The sequence below is a fragment of the Ulvibacterium sp. genome (assembly GCF_028285715.1).
Classification (GTDB): domain Bacteria; phylum Bacteroidota; class Bacteroidia; order Flavobacteriales; family Flavobacteriaceae; genus Ulvibacterium.
The window spans coordinates 382,317-398,574 of sequence record NZ_JANQOO010000020.1 but is presented as its reverse complement, the minus strand read 5'-3'; the positions used below and the strand labels follow the sequence as shown (position 1 = coordinate 398,574).

Genomic DNA, 16,258 nt, shown 5'->3' with positions numbered 1-16,258 from the left:
AAGGAAAAGTATTTCAGCGATTACCGTTTACCATCATGGTCAGATGCAATAGTATATGAAAAAATAGATAAAATCTATTTTTATTTTTGTTTTCAATCAATTAAAACTATTGGGGTCCGCTTGAAATGGATGCGAAACAACGCGCAAAACAAAAAGATATATCCAATGCTCCTTGTCTATCTCAAAAAGCCCTAAAATCCTCTTAAAACAAGTTTTAAGCATTTTGAAGGATGTAAATGAGCGAAGAATACTCTCCAGAACCCAGGGCTTTAATATTGGACCATAAACCTATGCAACACGCCTTTATAAAATTGGTCCTGCCGGTTTTGTACTTTTCTGAAAGCATGGCCACATAAAATGCATCAAAGAACATTGGCCTTATTTCTATAATCTTCATCTTGTGCCGGGAAAACAACTTCTCCATTGCGTTCCTAGAAAAATGCCAAAGATGCCTTGGAACATCATAGGCTGCCCAGCATTGTCCGTAGTGTTTCGCATCATACGAACGGAAATTTGGAACTGCTATTACCAGAATACCTGTATTATCCAATTTAGAAATCAGTTGTGTAATTTGTTCCTCCAAATTAGGAAGATGCTCCAACACATGCCATAAGGTAATCACTTTGAATTTACCGTTTTTAAGCCTGTCCATCTCGGAACAAACATGTACTCCCTTGGCTTCGGCAAGTTTCCTTGCCCTAGGATTAGGTTCTACGCCCATGGCCAACCAGTCACAATTTTTGGAAGCAACTAAAAAGTCCCCCGTACCCGAACCGAAATCCAAGAGTGTTCTCTCCCCTTGCCCATAGCGTTCTATCAATTTCACTTTTTTGGCTAAGTTGTATTTCTTGACCGCTTGATAGAGCTTTTCGATTAAGCTTTTGTTCGCGTCGGTATGTGAAATATAGGCTTCACTTTGATAGTATTTGCCCAGTGCATCCGGACTGGGCTCCGTTATCAACATATCCATATCCGCATCATGCAGTAAATGAAATTCTTCCTGGGAAACGGCGTAATCCTTAGTTTTTAAATACAACTTCATTGTAGTTATGAGTGGACAGATATTCCTGTTTTATCGACCGAAGATACTTTAAAACAGCTTCTCTTGAAAGAGAATTCTCTTGGAGACAATCTCTATCAAAATCAGCATAAGACTCAATAGCAATATACCAATTCCCAATTCTAGAGGAATGGGCGTCCTCTAAAATGGGGTCCATGTCCGCACTATTCAAAAGTCCATCGATTACCAGTGGAATCAAATTAATTGTCTTCGTCGGTATTTCTACTTCATAGAATGAAAAGAAATACTGTTGCCCCGCAATTTCAAATGGGATATCGTCGTAGACATTTTCATCATTTAATGCGAACTTTGTATTCACATAATGGTAAAATTGATCAGCGTCTTTTGGGTCCTCAAAAATGAACATTTCACGTTTGGGAAGTCCCTTTCTAAATTTTTTCCCCTGGGTTATTTTGTAATCATCAATGTTCGGTGCTACACGAAGCGGAATACAGGAACAGAAAAGGAGCGAAATGACAATAAAAGGAACTATCCGAGACATATGCAGTTGGCTTAATTGTCATAAAGACCATCAAACACTACGCCAATTTAATCACAAAACTTTACACTTTGCAAAAAAGAGGAAATACAATTCTACATTCTATGGAATCCGTCCCAAGACCACTTCTTAGGAAATCTGAATCTGAAGCAAGTTTTTGAAAAACCATTGTTTCTTCAAAATGTTCCACGTGGAACATTTGTGAGTCAACGCCCTAGAAACACTAATAAAACGCTTATGTCCGATGGCGACACTCCACTGATGCGAGATGCTTGCGATATGGTTACGGGACGAATAAATTCCAGTTTCTCTCGGGCCTCAAAAGACAGTGATTTTAACTTGGAATAATCAAAATTCTCAGGAATCCGAACGTTTTCCAGTCGATTTAATTTGTCGGCATTGTTCTTTTCCTTGGCAATGTATCCCGAGTATTTTACCTGAATTTCGGTTTGTTCCAAAACTTCCCTATCCAAATTGTTCTCTACAACAAAATCCGAGACAGCGTCCAATTGCAGCATGTGATTCATAGTGACCTTAGGCCTTGAGAAAACCTTGAACATCTTATCCGATTGCTTGACGGGTGCCGAATCTAAAACCTCTAAGATAGGGTTGATGTCTTCTGGTTTTACACTTGTATCCTGAAAAAATGAGACAAAGGCACTGGATTTATTCCGCTTTTCTTCCATTCTGCGTAGACGATTCTCCTTGGCAAGACCAATGGAATATCCTTTGGGAGTCAACCGTAAATCCGCATTATCCTGACGTAATAAGGTTCGGTATTCAGCACGCGAGGTAAACATACGATACGGCTCTTCCGTACCTTTTGTAATCAAATCATCAATCAATACCCCAATATAGGCTTCATCTCTTTTTAATACCAACGGTTCCTTTTCAGAAATCTTTAAATGGGCGTTGATTCCCGCCATGAGCCCCTGTGAGGCGGCCTCCTCATATCCGGTAGTTCCATTAATCTGTCCAGCAAAATAAAGATTCTCACAAATCTTTGTTTCCAAAGTGTGCCGTAATTGCGTCGGTGGAAAATAATCATACTCAATAGCATATCCCGGCCTGAAAAATTTAACATCTTCAAAACCCTCAACCAATTTCAAGGCCCTATATTGAATGTCTTCAGGCAAGGACGTAGAAAATCCGTTGACATAAACCTCCACTGTATGCCAGCCCTCAGGTTCCACGAAAATTTGATGCCTATCCTTTCCGGCAAATCGATTGATTTTGTCCTCAATAGAAGGACAGTACCTCGGTCCAATACTTTTAATTCGCCCATTGAACATTGGAGATCGATCAAAACCCTCCCGCAATAAATTATGAACCTTCTGACTGGTGTATGTCATATGACAGTCCCTTTGCGTCTCCAACGATCGGGTATCTAAATATGAGAACTTCTCAGGATCGGAATCTCCGGGTTGGACAATCATCTTGGAATAATCCAAAGATCGTCCATCTACCCTTGGTGGCGTGCCCGTCTTCATACGTCCGCTATCGAAACCAAAATCGGTCAATTGCTCCGTTATTCCAGTAGCGGCTCTTTCTCCGGCCCTTCCACCACCAAATTGTTTGTCCCCAATGTGAATAAGCCCATTTAGGAATGTTCCGTTTGTCAAAACAACCGCCCTTCCCTTAATATCAATGCCCAACGAAGTCCTTACACCCACAACCTTATTTTCTTCTACCAAAAGTCCCTGAACCATTTCCTGGTAAAAATCCAAATTAGGTGTTGCCTCCAATGCAAGGCGCCATTCCTCTGCAAATCGCATTCGATCGTTCTGTGCTCTAGGGCTCCACATGGCGGGACCCTTAGACTTATTCAACATCTTGAACTGAATAGCGGATTTATCAGTTACTACTCCGCTATATCCGCCCAAGGCATCAATTTCCCTGACTATCTGGCCCTTGGCAATACCTCCCATTGCCGGGTTACAGGACATCTGTCCTATAGTCTGTAGGTTCATGGTCACCAACAACGTGGCAGAACCCATGTTAGCAGCGGCGGCGGCAGCTTCTGCCCCGGCATGGCCACCCCCCACTACTATTATATCATATCTTTCCTGAAACATACTCTACCATTGTTCCACGTGAAACAATTTTATTTTTTCGTCTTCCTTCCCTTGCATTCTTTTAAAATCCTCGTCGGTCTTGTCATCATATCCCAATAAATGCAATACTCCGTGGGCCATTACCCTTTGTAATTCCTCTTCCAAAGAAACCTTAAATTTATAGGAATTTTCTTTCAGTCTTTCGATTGAAATAAAAATATCCCCTGACACGGAGACTCCATCGGAATAATCAAAAGTAATCACATCTGTGAACGTGTCATGATGCAAAAACTTCTGGTTAATCTCCAACAAATAATTATCGTTACAAAATACAAAGGAAAGCTCTCCTATCTCTCTATCTTCCGAATTTGCAATCTGGTCCACCCACCTGGCATATCGATCTCTATCCTCAAGCTCAAAATCCGTCTCAAAATAAAACTCAATCATCGCTTTTAAAATACTCCCTAACCTTGTTCTGAAAATTGCGGCGCAAAGGTAAGGCTTGGCGATTTAATATTTCTATTTCGTTATTATAATTCTCAGGCAAATTAGGTCTTGCCAATTTTGGGTTACTAAACGACTCTCGATTGGTCCTACCTTCCCTCGTTTCTTTCTTACCCTGCTTAAGGGCCGCATTTTCCAATTTCAAAAGCTCATATTCCAATGTGTTGGCTTTGTCTATTGTCCGTTCCGTAATTCCATTTCTCAACAGGTCATTTTCAAAATCCTCCATTTGCTTCAGTAGCTTCTCCCCCAACCTTCTATCGCTGTTATTAATCATATTCTCCAACTGCTTCTCCAACTGCTCCCGTAGAAGCTGTTGTTCCTTATAGATTTCATAAATTTCACGCAACTCCTCTTCTCCCAATGCATCACCCTGCTTTCCATTGCCCTCATTGTCACCCTTCCCATTACCGTTCCTACTTCCCCCTTTTTCGGAATTCTGCGAAGATTTTCCAGAACGGCCTTCGGATTCCGATTCCCCTTCACCAGGCTCCCTCCCTTCTCCATTTTGGCCTTCGCCCTTTTCCCCTTCGCCCTCTCCTTGTTGCGATTTACCCTGACCTGACTTCCCCATTCCTTCCATTTTCTCCTTCAATTCGCCCTGACCCTTTATGATATCGGGTAACTGAAAATCATTTCCCTGTCCCGAACCAGACCCAGACATCATGCTTTCCTGCATATTATCCAATAGCTTCGCCAAAAAATCTGCCAAACCATTTGACGCGTTCAATACATACTTCTGATAGGATACACCCTGGTAGATTTGATTTTCGGAAATACTCTCCAAAGTTCGGTCCATATTGTAGTACACCTCCGTAATTTGCTCGTTAACAAACTCCGATAGCTCCGCGCGTCTCAAGGAAAGTGCAAACAGACTATCATCCACGTGCTCGAATAAATTTCGTAATTCCCGTTGTTTTCTAATGGTACTGCCGAACTGTGCTATTTCAGATTCGGATTCCTCCAATGCGTCATGTAAGCTCTCTTGCTTAAACGAAAATGTTACCAAATTGTCCAAAATTTGGCGTAACATTTCAGCATCCTCGGTAATGGTAGAACCCCCTGCCCCAGACGCCGATTGTTCCAATGCCTGACTCATTTCCCTTATTTTTCTAGCTGCCGATTTTTGCTTTTTCTTGGCATTTTTTGCGCTTTGTGCATCAGCCCCTTGATCCGCAGGTTTATTCTCTTCCCCTAGTTTTTCCATTTCCCTCAAGGCGTCCTTCTGATCTTCTTTGACGGACTCTTTGCCCTTTTCATCAAAATTCAGTTTCAACGGTTTTTTCAAGTCCTCATTGTCCCGTTTAATCTCATCCATATCCTCGGCCAACCTTTCAAACTCCTCATTCAAAGACCTCTGCTCCTCTTTGGAGAAATCCTTGCCTATCTCCAAATCACTCAACGTGTCCTGTTCCTTGGCTAATTGCCTCAAATCCTTGGCTAATTGCCTCACCTTTTCCGTGACGTAATAGCGTTTGGTCAGTTCTAACAACTGCTCCAGATTCCGCTCACTGTTCCGTTGTTTCTTGCCTAGCTCTTCCAAGCGTTTGGTCAACTCTTCTTTTTTGATTTTATCCGAAATCTTGGAAAGCTCTTCCAAAAGCTTCTCATTCCTTTTAGCTTCCAGTTCCTGTCGCTCCAATCGCTCTTTCAACAGCTCTTTCAACCCGTTATCCTTTTCATCCTTTTCCAAATTTTCCTTAAGTTGCCTACTGAACTTATTCATCAGAGCTTCCTGCTGCTGCTGCTTTTTAAGAAAATCCCTAACTTGGTTTTGATCGTTGAAATTTAGCTCTTGCTTTTCCTTTTGCTCCTTACTCAAATCCCTTAAAACCTCCTTCTGTTCTTTAAATTCCTCCAATGAAGTGTCCAAGTTCCGTATGATAGCTTGCTGGGACTCCAATTCCTTGTTTCTCAACTCGTCTTGGTTCAAAACTACTGTAGAGAAAATTTGGCTTTTAGTGGATTTACCCTTGTGAATGGCATCGTTATCCGTAGCCTCAAAATAAAAACTATAGGCCTTGCCTGGTTCTAATGCGAGACCCGATGGGAAAGTATAATAAAATTGCTCGAAGTCAGCGTTCGGCTTAACAAGTTCCAAAATCGTTCTTTTCTTAGTATCATCATCAGGATAACACACAAGGGTGATGTCCGTCACCTTATAATCATCCGTCACCTCCCCAAAATAATAGGAAATATTAGGATTCAATGAATCCAACACCTGGTTGACCCTAATCTCCGGATAAGCGTCCCTAACCACCCTAAAACGATACTCCAGAGTTTCGAAATCCCTAATATTTCCATTGGATGTAGAAAGTTGATACGACAAATTATGATACACTCTTTTGGATAAACTAAAGTCATCCTCCGATTTTGCAAGGGTTAGGTTAGTATCCGAAATATGCAGGTCTATTTGCTCCGTGTTCTCAGATGTAATACTCCACGTAACCTTAGTTCCCTCTGGAAAGGTTGCATTCCCTGTGCTTTTTACGGTCTCCGATGCCTTGCCCGTATAACCCGGATAATCCAAAACCATTTTAAAATCCTGAATCGCTGGAACTTCCAATACATTAAGCGTATATGTCCTAGACTTTACATTATTGGCTGTAAAATAAAACTCTGTCTGCCTCAAAGGGGGAAAGAACTCATATTGGAACATCCCATCCACTTCCTGTAAAAGCATCTCCCTTCCATCTATTACAATTTGAACATTCTCTGGCCTTACGTTTCCTTCAGTACTCACCCTTACAGTAAAAGCCTCGTTTTCCAAAACGTTTAAATCATCAGAGAGCAGTTGGAATACAAAAGGAGCAGGAGGTTCATACGCCATATCATAATTGACCATTCTTTTATAAGACCCAAAAAACTCCGAGAGGTTCCCGGACAGCCATATTAACCCAAAGATTAAAGCAGGCAATATCAAATACTTGGCATATCTAAAGCTCTCCCTAAAATCCAACGCAGCAACAAAGGGTATAGGCTTCAAACTCTGGGAGCGCTGCTCAATACTCGCCAAAAGCAGCTCAGATTGGGCCCTGTTCTCGGCCAAATCCAACAAATTGTATAGCTTGTCATCTACGTCCGGAAAATGCTTTCCAATCAACAAGGAAGCTTCCTTGTTGCTTATTCCCCTTTTTAATCGCAACAAATAAAGCAAAGGCATAAACATAAATCTATAAAATAGAAAGAGCTCTATGCCCAAAAAGATGAAAAACAGTACAAAACGGCCTGTGGAACCCAGCCATAGAAAATACTCTACGGCCAAAATCACCATAAGAAACAGAAGTCCAAGTGCCAGGAATACCAAACTGCCTTGTATCAACATTTTGGTATAGAACCGTTTTGTAAACTGGTTCAGCTTTTCCAATATGTTCTGATATGTACTCAAACTACTATATATACCACCAAGATACTTGTTATCCGAAATTTTGTCATCAAAAATTTGTTAAAAGGTAAAACATGTACGCCCTCATTTACACTTCCGGACATATCCACTACCTCTTCAAATATGATTATAACAAAATAAGGTTATTGGTATTTTCATCCGCGAGCCCTAAAAATTCCCAAAAATTCATTTCTAATGATTTCCGATATTTCGCAGTAAGCCACATTTAATTCACTTCTATGCCGATTTAAAATTCCACCTTCCAATATTCCCTACAAGATTATATACCTCTTTGGTGACTATCCCTCTTTTTATACCTTTGATGGATGGAAAAAAGAATCCGCGTCCGCTTTGCACCCAGTCCCACGGGACCGCTTCATATCGGCGGTGTACGCACCGCTCTATTCAACTATTTATTTGCCAAAAAACACAAAGGCGATTTTATCCTTCGCATTGAGGATACCGATCAAAATCGTTTTGTAAAAGGGGCGGAGGACTACATTGTGGAGGCCTTGAATTGGTGCGGCATCCCCTTTGATGAAGGTCCCGGAAAAAATGGTGGTTTCGGTCCCTATCGTCAAAGTGAGCGAAAATCCACTTATAAAAAGTATGCGGAGGAGCTTATCCAAAAAGGAAAGGCGTATTATGCCTTTGACACATCTGAAGCATTGGATTTCCATCGGAAGGATCATGAAGCCAAAGGAAAAACGTTCATCTACAATTGGCATAATCGCCTTAAATTGAGTAATTCATTATCCATGACCCCAGAAAAAGTCCAAAAAAATCTAAGTTCCGGAAGGGATTATGTGATTCGGTTTTTATCGCCCCAAAACGAAAAACTGATACTTAAAGATACAATTCGCGGTGAAATTGAGATAGATACCAACGTTTTGGATGATAAGGTCCTCTTCAAAAGCGATGGTATGCCCACCTACCATCTGGCCAACATTGTAGATGACCATTTAATGGAAATCTCCCATGTTATCCGTGGAGAGGAGTGGCTACCCTCCATGGCACTGCATCAATTGCTCTACAATGCCTTCCAGTGGGAGGCTCCACAGTTTGCGCATTTGCCCTTAATTATGAAACCTGTGGGCAAGGGGAAGCTTAGTAAAAGAGATGGGGAGAAAATGGGTTTTCCTGTTTTTCCCTTGTCCTGGAACGAATCTGTCGGCTATAGGGAAGGAGGTTATTTTCCAGAGGCGGTCATTAACTTTTTGGCTCTGTTAGGCTGGAATCCCGGTACGGAACAGGAGCTTTTTTCTTTAAAGGAATTGGTGGATGCCTTTAGCTTGGAGCGCGTAAATAAATCCGGAGCGCGTTTTGACCCTGAAAAGACCAAGTGGTACAATCAACAATACCTTCAAAAAACAAAAGATGCAGCATTGGTCGGCTTATTCCGGGAGGCACTTATTGTCAAAAAGGGCGCAGATTTTGGCAAATCCGAAGCGTACCTACAAAAAGTGATTTCCCTCATCAAGGAACGGGCATCTTTTATTTCGGACTTCTGGGAATTGGGCAATTATTTTTTTGAAGCTCCTAAGACCTACGATGAAAAGGCCTCGAGAAAGCAGTGGAAAGAAAATACCCCGCAAATTATGGGCCGTTTGGTACCTGTTATTGAATCTGTTGATGATTTCAATTCAGAAAAGATAGAAAGCTCCGTAAAAACTTGGATTACCAAGGAGGGCCTGTCCTTTGGGCAAGTAATGGCACCTCTTCGCCTGGCCCTCGTTGGAGACCTAAAAGGGCCGCATTTATTTGATATTATGGAGCTTATTGGCAAGGTGGAAACTGCGGATAGAATCCAACATGCAATTTCAAGCTTGTAGTTAATCCAAATCAAATTTTGGTAATTCATATTTGGGGCTTCATTTACAATCAAACCTTTTCTGTAGAGAACTATGGTTTGTAACAATCTTCGTGAAAAACCTACATATAAACACAACGTTTTTTGTAAATTCAATCCATTAACTAAAATCTACCACCATGGGCAGTTTCCTATTCATTCCATTAGTATTTGTTGGACTCATCATCCTTTTTTCCTCTTTTTTTATCGTCAAGCAACAGACCTCCGTGGTCATTGAGCGTTTTGGGCGCTTTCAAAGTATTCGAAATTCGGGTTTGCAAATGAAGATTCCCTTGGTTGACCGCATTGCCGGACGGTTAAGTCTTAAAATCCAACAACTCGATGTCATCATTGAAACCAAGACCTTGGATGATGTTTTTGTAAAGATTAAGGTGTCCGTACAATATGTAGTAATACGCGATAAAGTTTATGATGCCTTCTATAAACTGGAATATCCCCATGATCAAATCACTTCCTTTGTCTTTGACGTTGTTCGGGCCGAGGTTCCCAAAATGAAGTTGGACGATGTGTTTGTAAAAAAAGACGACATTGCCATCGCCGTAAAGCGCGAGCTACAGGAATATATGTCCGAATATGGTTATGACATTATCAAGACCTTAGTCACCGATATTGATCCGGATTCTCAAGTAAAGGAGGCCATGAACCGAATCAATGCCTCGGAGCGCGAAAAAATCGCGGCTCAATTCGAAGGGGATGCCGCTCGGATATTGATTGTTGAAAAAGCCAAGGCCGAAGCCGAGAGCAAACGCCTTCAGGGTCAAGGTATCGCCGATCAGCGTCGGGAAATTGCGCGTGGTCTTGAGGAGTCCGTAGAGGTTTTGAATAAGGTGGGCATCAATTCACAGGAAGCTTCCGCACTGATTGTGGTTACGCAACATTATGACACCCTACAATCTATCGGTGAAGAGACGAACACCAATCTTATCCTATTGCCCAATTCCCCACAAGCAGGTAGTGATATGCTGAATAATATGGTAGCCTCTTTCACGGCCAGCAATATGATCGGTGAGCAAATGAAAAAGACAAATCCAAAAAAGAGGGAGGACTAATAAAGAATAAAAGAATACCCTATAAAAATGGTCAGGATAAAGTCCTGGCCATTTTTATAATACTTCCAACTCGATTTTAAAAATATTGGCCAATGCCAAATACAATACCGTTGGTAGCATTATTTCCTATACCAAAACCATAATCCAATCGGAATACGGCATTAAAAATTCGTTTGTGAATTAAACGAAAACCCAATCCTGGGTATAGTCTAGTTGAAGATCCATCAAACAATTGTGAGAAATCCTCTCCCGGGGTCCTCCATGACCCAGCATCGATAAAAGCATTTCCTTGCACCACAAACCAGCCTCGTTCATAAAATGTGTGTCTATACTCCGTGTTCAATACAATAGCGGCAGTACCCCGATCCACAGTGTTTCCAACCCCACGAATATTGAGCTGATTGTCCAAAGTAAAAGGGGCGAATGGCGAATCCTCATTGCCAATGGCAGCCGCCAAGCGAAACCTACTGGCCCAATTTCCTCCTTTTCCCAGTTTCTTATAGTAAATAAAGTCGTTCCTGAGGGACAGGAATGATCTTAGAAAATTCTCTGCAGGCTCATCCCCGCTTAAAAACTGAATATACTGTCCGGTAAACTCGTTCAGAACCCCATCAAAATATTGATAGTCGATATCCAAATCCACATATCTGTACGCCAACCGATAGTTTATCTTGTCCGCATCAAGTTCAAGGGGTCTATTGGGTATAGCATCCTCTCCCTCAAATAGATACGATTCCCTTACCCAACTCGCTCCTAATTCCGCCTCATGGTTAAAATTAAAAGAGAAAATGAACTTTCCCTCGAACATTTCAGAATTGAAACGATAGTCCTTAGTGCCCTCTTCAAAAAAAATGGGCTCTTGTGTAGTTACATCCTGATAGCTGAACCCGATACCCACTTTATCACTAAATAGAAAGGGATGCTCCCAGAAAAAACCGTAAGAATCAAAAACGTTTCTTTCATAAAATCCTCCAAGCAACTGATTGTTTCCGAACAGATTGAACTCAAAAGCAGAAATCCTATAGGCAAAGCTACCGTCGTTTGCGGTAGCGATTCTAAGCCCAGGAATAAGTGTAAAGTTTTCTTCAATAATATAGGTAATGATTACATTATGATCTTCAACCTTTAACTTATGGGTGGCATTGGCAATTCCCGGAAGCCGTTTCAAACGCTCAATATCGCCAACGACTTTGAGCGAATCATACGGAGTACCAGGTTTCACTTTTACCAGACGTCGCAAAAAGGATTCCTTAGTCCGTTGTAACCCCATGAAATCAAGTTCCGTTACCAATAGGTCCTGGGCATTTCCCAAGGCGGTGCCCGCAAAAAATAACAACAGTAGTATCCTTTTCATCGTAAAGATATGTACGTGGACAGCCAGAAAATGTATGCCCATGTATCACTAAGACGAGTGAAACGAGTATTCCATACAAAATTCAAAAGATTTTATTAGAATCTTCAATTAAACGGCTAAAGAGCAAGGTTCGAGGACGGTCAAAGGAAAGTATACCGGAAGATTCCACAACGTCTTTAAACATCCTTAAAATAAGTAGGTTTTCATCGAAAATACCAATTGATATATTCGTTGGGATAAGAAACTTCTATGTTATTTGTCCTGGTTAATTTTTGCCCAAGTATCCCGCAACGGAACTGTTCTGTTAAATACCAAATTTTCCGGGGTGGAATCAGAATCCACATTAAAATAGCCTAGGCGTTGGAACTGGAACCTGTCGCCAACCACAACATCCCTTAGGCTTGGTTCGAGAAAGCCGGTCACCTTTTGAAGTGAATCAGGATTGATGAAATCCATAAAATCCTTGTCCTTTTGGGTATCCGGACTTTCATGAGTAAAGAGACGGTCATATAAACGCACCTCTGCGTCTACTGCATGTTGTATGGAGACCCAATGAAGCGTCCCTTTTACTTTTCGCAAGCTCTCCTCTGTATCGCTACCGCTTTTGCTCTTGGAATCATAAGTACACTGAACTTCGGTGATATTGCCTGCAGCGTCCTTCGTACAACTTTCGGCCTTAATGATATAGGCGTTCTTTAGGCGTACTTCCCCTCCCAGTTTTAGTCTAAAGAACTTTCTATTAGCCTCTTCACGGAAATCTGCTCTTTCTATGTAAATCTCTTTTGAAAACGGAACCTTTCTACTGCCGGCAGATGTATCCTCAGGATTATTTTCGGCATCTAACCACTCCTCGTTGCCCTCTGGATAATTAGTAATTACCACTTTCAAAGGATCCAAAACGGCCATTACTCTTGGTGCAATCTTGTTTAGGTGTTCCCTGACATGAAATTCCAATAAAGACACATCGACCAAATTATCCCTTTTTGCAATGCCAATAGTCTCAGCGAAGTTTCGAATGGATTCTGGGGTATAGCCTCTCCTACGCAATCCTGAAATCGTAGGCATCCTAGGATCATTCCATCCATCCACTACTCCATTTTCCACCAATTGCAACAACTTCCTTTTGCTCACAACTGTATGACTTAAATTCCTACGGGCAAACTCACGTTGTTTCGGGCGGAATTTGTTGGAATCCACAACTTGGTCCAAAAACCAATCATAGAGTTCACGATGTGGCAGAAATTCCAGGGTACATAGGGAATGCGAAACCTGTTCAACATAATCGCTCTCACCATGCGTCCAATCGTACATAGGATAAATACACCAATCGGTATTTGTTCTGTGGTGTGCTTTATGTAGTATTCGATACATAATGGGGTCACGCATGAGCATATTGGAAGAGGCCATGTCAATCTTTGCCCTTAGTACATGGGTGCCTTCTTCAAAATCACCACGTTTCATTCCTTCAAATAGCTCCAAATTCTCCTCAACCGATCGGTCTCGATATGGACTGTTGACTCCCGGCTCCGTAGGAGTGCCTTTTTGAATTGCCATTTCCTCGGAAGACTGACTATCTACATAAGCCTTTCCTTCTCCTATCAGTTGCACGGCCCAATCATATAGTTGTTGGAAGTAGTCAGAGGCATACCGTTCGGTATCCCACTTATATCCTAACCATTCTACATCCCGTTTTATGGCGTCTACATATTCCTGTTCCTCCTTTGTAGGGTTCGTGTCATCGAATCTCAAGTTGACCGGAGCATTGTATCGAAGTCCCAGTCCAAAATTAAGGCAGATGGAGCTGGCATGCCCAATATGGAGGTATCCATTGGGTTCCGGTGGGAACCGAAAGCGCAAGGCTTCGCTGGGGAAGCCTTTTTCTAGGTCTTCTTCGATGATATGCTCTATAAAGTTCAGGGATTTGGTCGTCTCGTCCATACCATGCTCATTTTGGAAGCACAAAATTAGGAAAAATGCCTTTAGAACAGGGCATTAAAAGCGATCACCTTGCGAATATCATGTTTCACAACATATTTAATCCTCCCTACAACATTAAATTCCCCACCACTCAATTATATGACATATTTGTTGTTGAATACTATGGAATTGTCAGAAATACGGGGCAGCGCCAAGACCATGGTTTATTAACTATGGATGCCGGGAGTTTATTGAGTATTACAAGTGCCGATAAGTTCCGAAATCCCCTAAAACGACAACTACTTATGAAACGCAAACTTTTGTCCCATCCGTTTAGCCTACTGGCTGCATTTCTATTACTGTGTGCATCGCAAGTCTCGGCCCAAATTGTAATCAACGCCCCCGAACCGGCCGACAATCCCAACCTACCTGGCGACTCTAAAGGTTACACTATATGTGCAAATGCCGGTTTTAACCAATTTTTCGCCAATGTAAGCTGGGCCGGTAGCCCCAATGCGGGCAACGAATTTATCCTGGAACTTTCTGATTCGACCGGTGATTTTAGCAGCCCAGTGGAATTGGCTCGCAGTGCCGATGAAGCGGAGGTTCAAGATCCTGGATTTGAATTTTCCATTCCAACGGATACCAGAGGCCAGGGATACAGAATCCGGGTAAGGAGCACCAATCCAGTTAGTACAAGTCCGCCCTCCGACCCTTACAATATGTACTATATGGACTTTACATCCAATCTTCACATTAGCCCCAATGGTGATGGTTCAACACCAGGCACCTTGCAAGTTTGTGATGGAGATTCAGTGACCTTGACCGTAGACAATATTGCACCTGCATTGCTAAACACCTATCAGTATATTTGGTATCGAAGTGGCTCACCGATCATTGGTGAAAGAGGGCCGTCTCTCACAACTTCGACTAACGCCGCATTCTTTGTACTAATAGATTATGGTCCCGAATGTTCGGGAGCTGCCAGTACCGAGTCCAATATTATCATGATCAATACTGGAAGCAGTCCAGGTATCGCCATTAATCCGCCATCCAAAACAGCTTTATGTAGTGGGGAAACGGAAACCTTGACTTCTACCATCACCGATGGAACCTACTCCTATCAATGGTATAAAGACGGCGTAGCACTATCAGGGGCTACTTCTACATCGTATACGGTAGACGCTTCAGCCACTGGTTTTGAAGGGGATTATCAAATTGAAGTTTCAGGGGCTGGAATCTGTACCGAGTTATCTTCGTCGGTCACAATGACTAACATTGGCGCATTTACGGTTACTAGGGATAATCCGGCCAATATGATCATACTACCCGGCCAGACTCAGACCTTGAGTGTTACCACAGATGCCAATACCCCAACATTTCAATGGTTTAGGGATGGTAGCCCTATTAGTGGGGCCACAAATAGTTCTTTCGATGCCGATGAAACCGGGAGCTATTATGTCGAGGTCACCCAAACCGGAGGGGCATGCGCCTCAACGACCATAAGCAGTGCTTCCAGCACCTTGGTCTCTCCCGTTTCCTTTGAGGCAACAATCGACTATGCCGATGCCTATACCGCCTGTGAAAACACTAGTGTCGTTCTAGACATTAGTAGCATTAATGCCGTTCTGGCCGACAGTAGTACCCTAGATGTCACCTCACAATTGGCATCCCAATTTGTATATCGCTGGCGCAGGGATGGTGTATTGCTCTCTGGCGAGATTTCTAGAAACATCAGCCTTACCGATCCTTCGGAAAATGGAAGTTATACACTAGAAGGAGCCTTAGATGATAATACCATTTTCACCGAAGCGCTTTCAGTACAGCTGTTATCTTCCGAAATCCTAGAAATAAGCACAACAAACACTGTCTTTTGCAGCGGCTCGGAGCAAATAACCCTAAGTACCACAACCGACCTTACCGGGGAGAGCTTCGAATGGCAAAGGGATGGCAATGGGGTAAATACCACAAATACGTCATTGGACATAGCCCAACCAGGAACATACCGTTTGGTACTGAATCGTGATGGTTGTCCATTGACCTCCAATGAGATTACCATTTCACCTTTAGATCCCGACCTAATTACTTTGGATCCTTCCGGGGATGTCATCTTCCCAGAAGGGACCTCAAGAACAGTAACGGCAAGTGGGGGTACTGCATATCGCTGGTACGATTCCAACAATGTGGAAATAAGTAGCGGCGCTTCCGTGACATTTACTACAGAAGGGACCTATATGCTCATGGCCAACATAGACAATTGTGAAGTAACCAGGGAGGTTACCGTAGAGTATCTCGATACTTTTAAAGTACCCAATGTAATTACTCCAAATGCAGATGGATTTAATGATCAATGGATACTTCCCAATTCCTACGCAAATCAGTCCGATGTAAGCGTTATTATCTATAATGATAAAGGGATTGAACTCATAAATGAGCTTGGCTACCAGAACGATTGGCCTTCATCTTCAATGAGTTTTCCAAAACAGAACATGGTATTTTATTATATCATAAGAAACGCAAACGAAACCCTTAAACAGGGTACGATAACTGTTATTCGATAACCGAA

General features: G+C 42.2%; 10 protein-coding genes. 3 read left to right on the top strand and 7 right to left on the bottom strand.

Annotated features, from left to right (window positions below; translation table 11 throughout):
* Nucleotides 1–214 precede the first annotated feature (214 nt).
* The 5 genes from Q0993_RS13115 to Q0993_RS13095 all read right to left on the bottom strand — a co-directional run bounded on the left by Q0993_RS13115 (nucleotide 215) and on the right by Q0993_RS13095 (nucleotide 7,505).
* Entirely contained in the window at nucleotides 215–1,042 is an 828-nt protein-coding gene (locus tag Q0993_RS13115; protein WP_299533670.1) for a class I SAM-dependent methyltransferase, read from the bottom strand.
* Nucleotides 1,020–1,562 carry a hypothetical protein gene (locus Q0993_RS13110; RefSeq protein ID WP_299533669.1) on the bottom strand — a complete coding sequence of 181 codons (543 nt, stop codon included), beginning with the start codon at nucleotides 1,560–1,562 and terminating at the stop codon, nucleotides 1,020–1,022. Before Q0993_RS13110 ends, Q0993_RS13115 begins: the two co-directional genes overlap by 23 nt.
* A 203-nt stretch (nucleotides 1,563–1,765) precedes the next feature.
* Entirely contained in the window at nucleotides 1,766–3,634 is a 1,869-nt protein-coding gene (mnmG, locus tag Q0993_RS13105) for a tRNA uridine-5-carboxymethylaminomethyl(34) synthesis enzyme MnmG (protein WP_299533667.1), read from the bottom strand.
* Nucleotides 3,635–3,637: 3 nt separating this feature from the next.
* On the bottom strand, nucleotides 3,638–4,060 hold the full coding sequence (ybeY, locus tag Q0993_RS13100) for an rRNA maturation RNase YbeY (protein ID WP_299533665.1): 423 nt from the start codon (nucleotides 4,058–4,060) through the stop codon (nucleotides 3,638–3,640).
* Nucleotides 4,053–7,505: a hypothetical protein gene (locus tag Q0993_RS13095; RefSeq protein WP_299533662.1), complete on the bottom strand. Its 3,453-nt coding sequence runs from the start codon at nucleotides 7,503–7,505 to the stop codon at nucleotides 4,053–4,055. Before Q0993_RS13095 ends, ybeY begins: the two co-directional genes overlap by 8 nt.
* 323 nt (nucleotides 7,506–7,828) lie before the next feature.
* On the opposite strand from Q0993_RS13095, the gene gltX reads away from it, so the two are divergent.
* Together gltX and Q0993_RS13085 are read left to right on the top strand one after the other, a co-directional pair.
* Nucleotides 7,829–9,334 (top strand): glutamate--tRNA ligase, encoded by a 1,506-nt coding sequence (gene gltX / locus Q0993_RS13090; RefSeq protein WP_299533660.1) that lies wholly within the window; start codon nucleotides 7,829–7,831, stop codon nucleotides 9,332–9,334.
* 157 nt (nucleotides 9,335–9,491) lie between these two features.
* Nucleotides 9,492–10,421: an SPFH domain-containing protein gene (locus tag Q0993_RS13085; protein WP_299533657.1), complete on the top strand. Its 930-nt coding sequence runs from the start codon at nucleotides 9,492–9,494 to the stop codon at nucleotides 10,419–10,421.
* A 76-nt stretch (nucleotides 10,422–10,497) separates the two neighbouring features.
* On the opposite strand, the gene Q0993_RS13080 is transcribed toward Q0993_RS13085, so the two are convergent.
* Together Q0993_RS13080 and Q0993_RS13075 are read right to left on the bottom strand one after the other, a co-directional pair.
* Complete coding sequence (locus tag Q0993_RS13080) at nucleotides 10,498–11,775, bottom strand: POTRA domain-containing protein (RefSeq protein ID WP_299533655.1); 1,278 nt, start codon at nucleotides 11,773–11,775, stop codon at nucleotides 10,498–10,500.
* A 252-nt stretch (nucleotides 11,776–12,027) separates the two neighbouring features.
* Complete coding sequence (locus Q0993_RS13075) at nucleotides 12,028–13,713, bottom strand: glutamine--tRNA ligase/YqeY domain fusion protein (protein ID WP_299533653.1); 1,686 nt, start codon at nucleotides 13,711–13,713, stop codon at nucleotides 12,028–12,030.
* A 35-nt stretch (nucleotides 13,714–13,748) separates the two neighbouring features.
* Here Q0993_RS13075 and Q0993_RS13070 point away from each other — a divergent pair, with 35 nt between their 5' ends.
* The gene (locus Q0993_RS13070; RefSeq protein ID WP_299533650.1) at nucleotides 13,749–16,253 is read left to right on the top strand and encodes a gliding motility-associated C-terminal domain-containing protein; all 2,505 of its coding nucleotides are present in this window, start codon (nucleotides 13,749–13,751) and stop codon (nucleotides 16,251–16,253) included.
* Nucleotides 16,254–16,258: the final 5 nt, after the last annotated feature.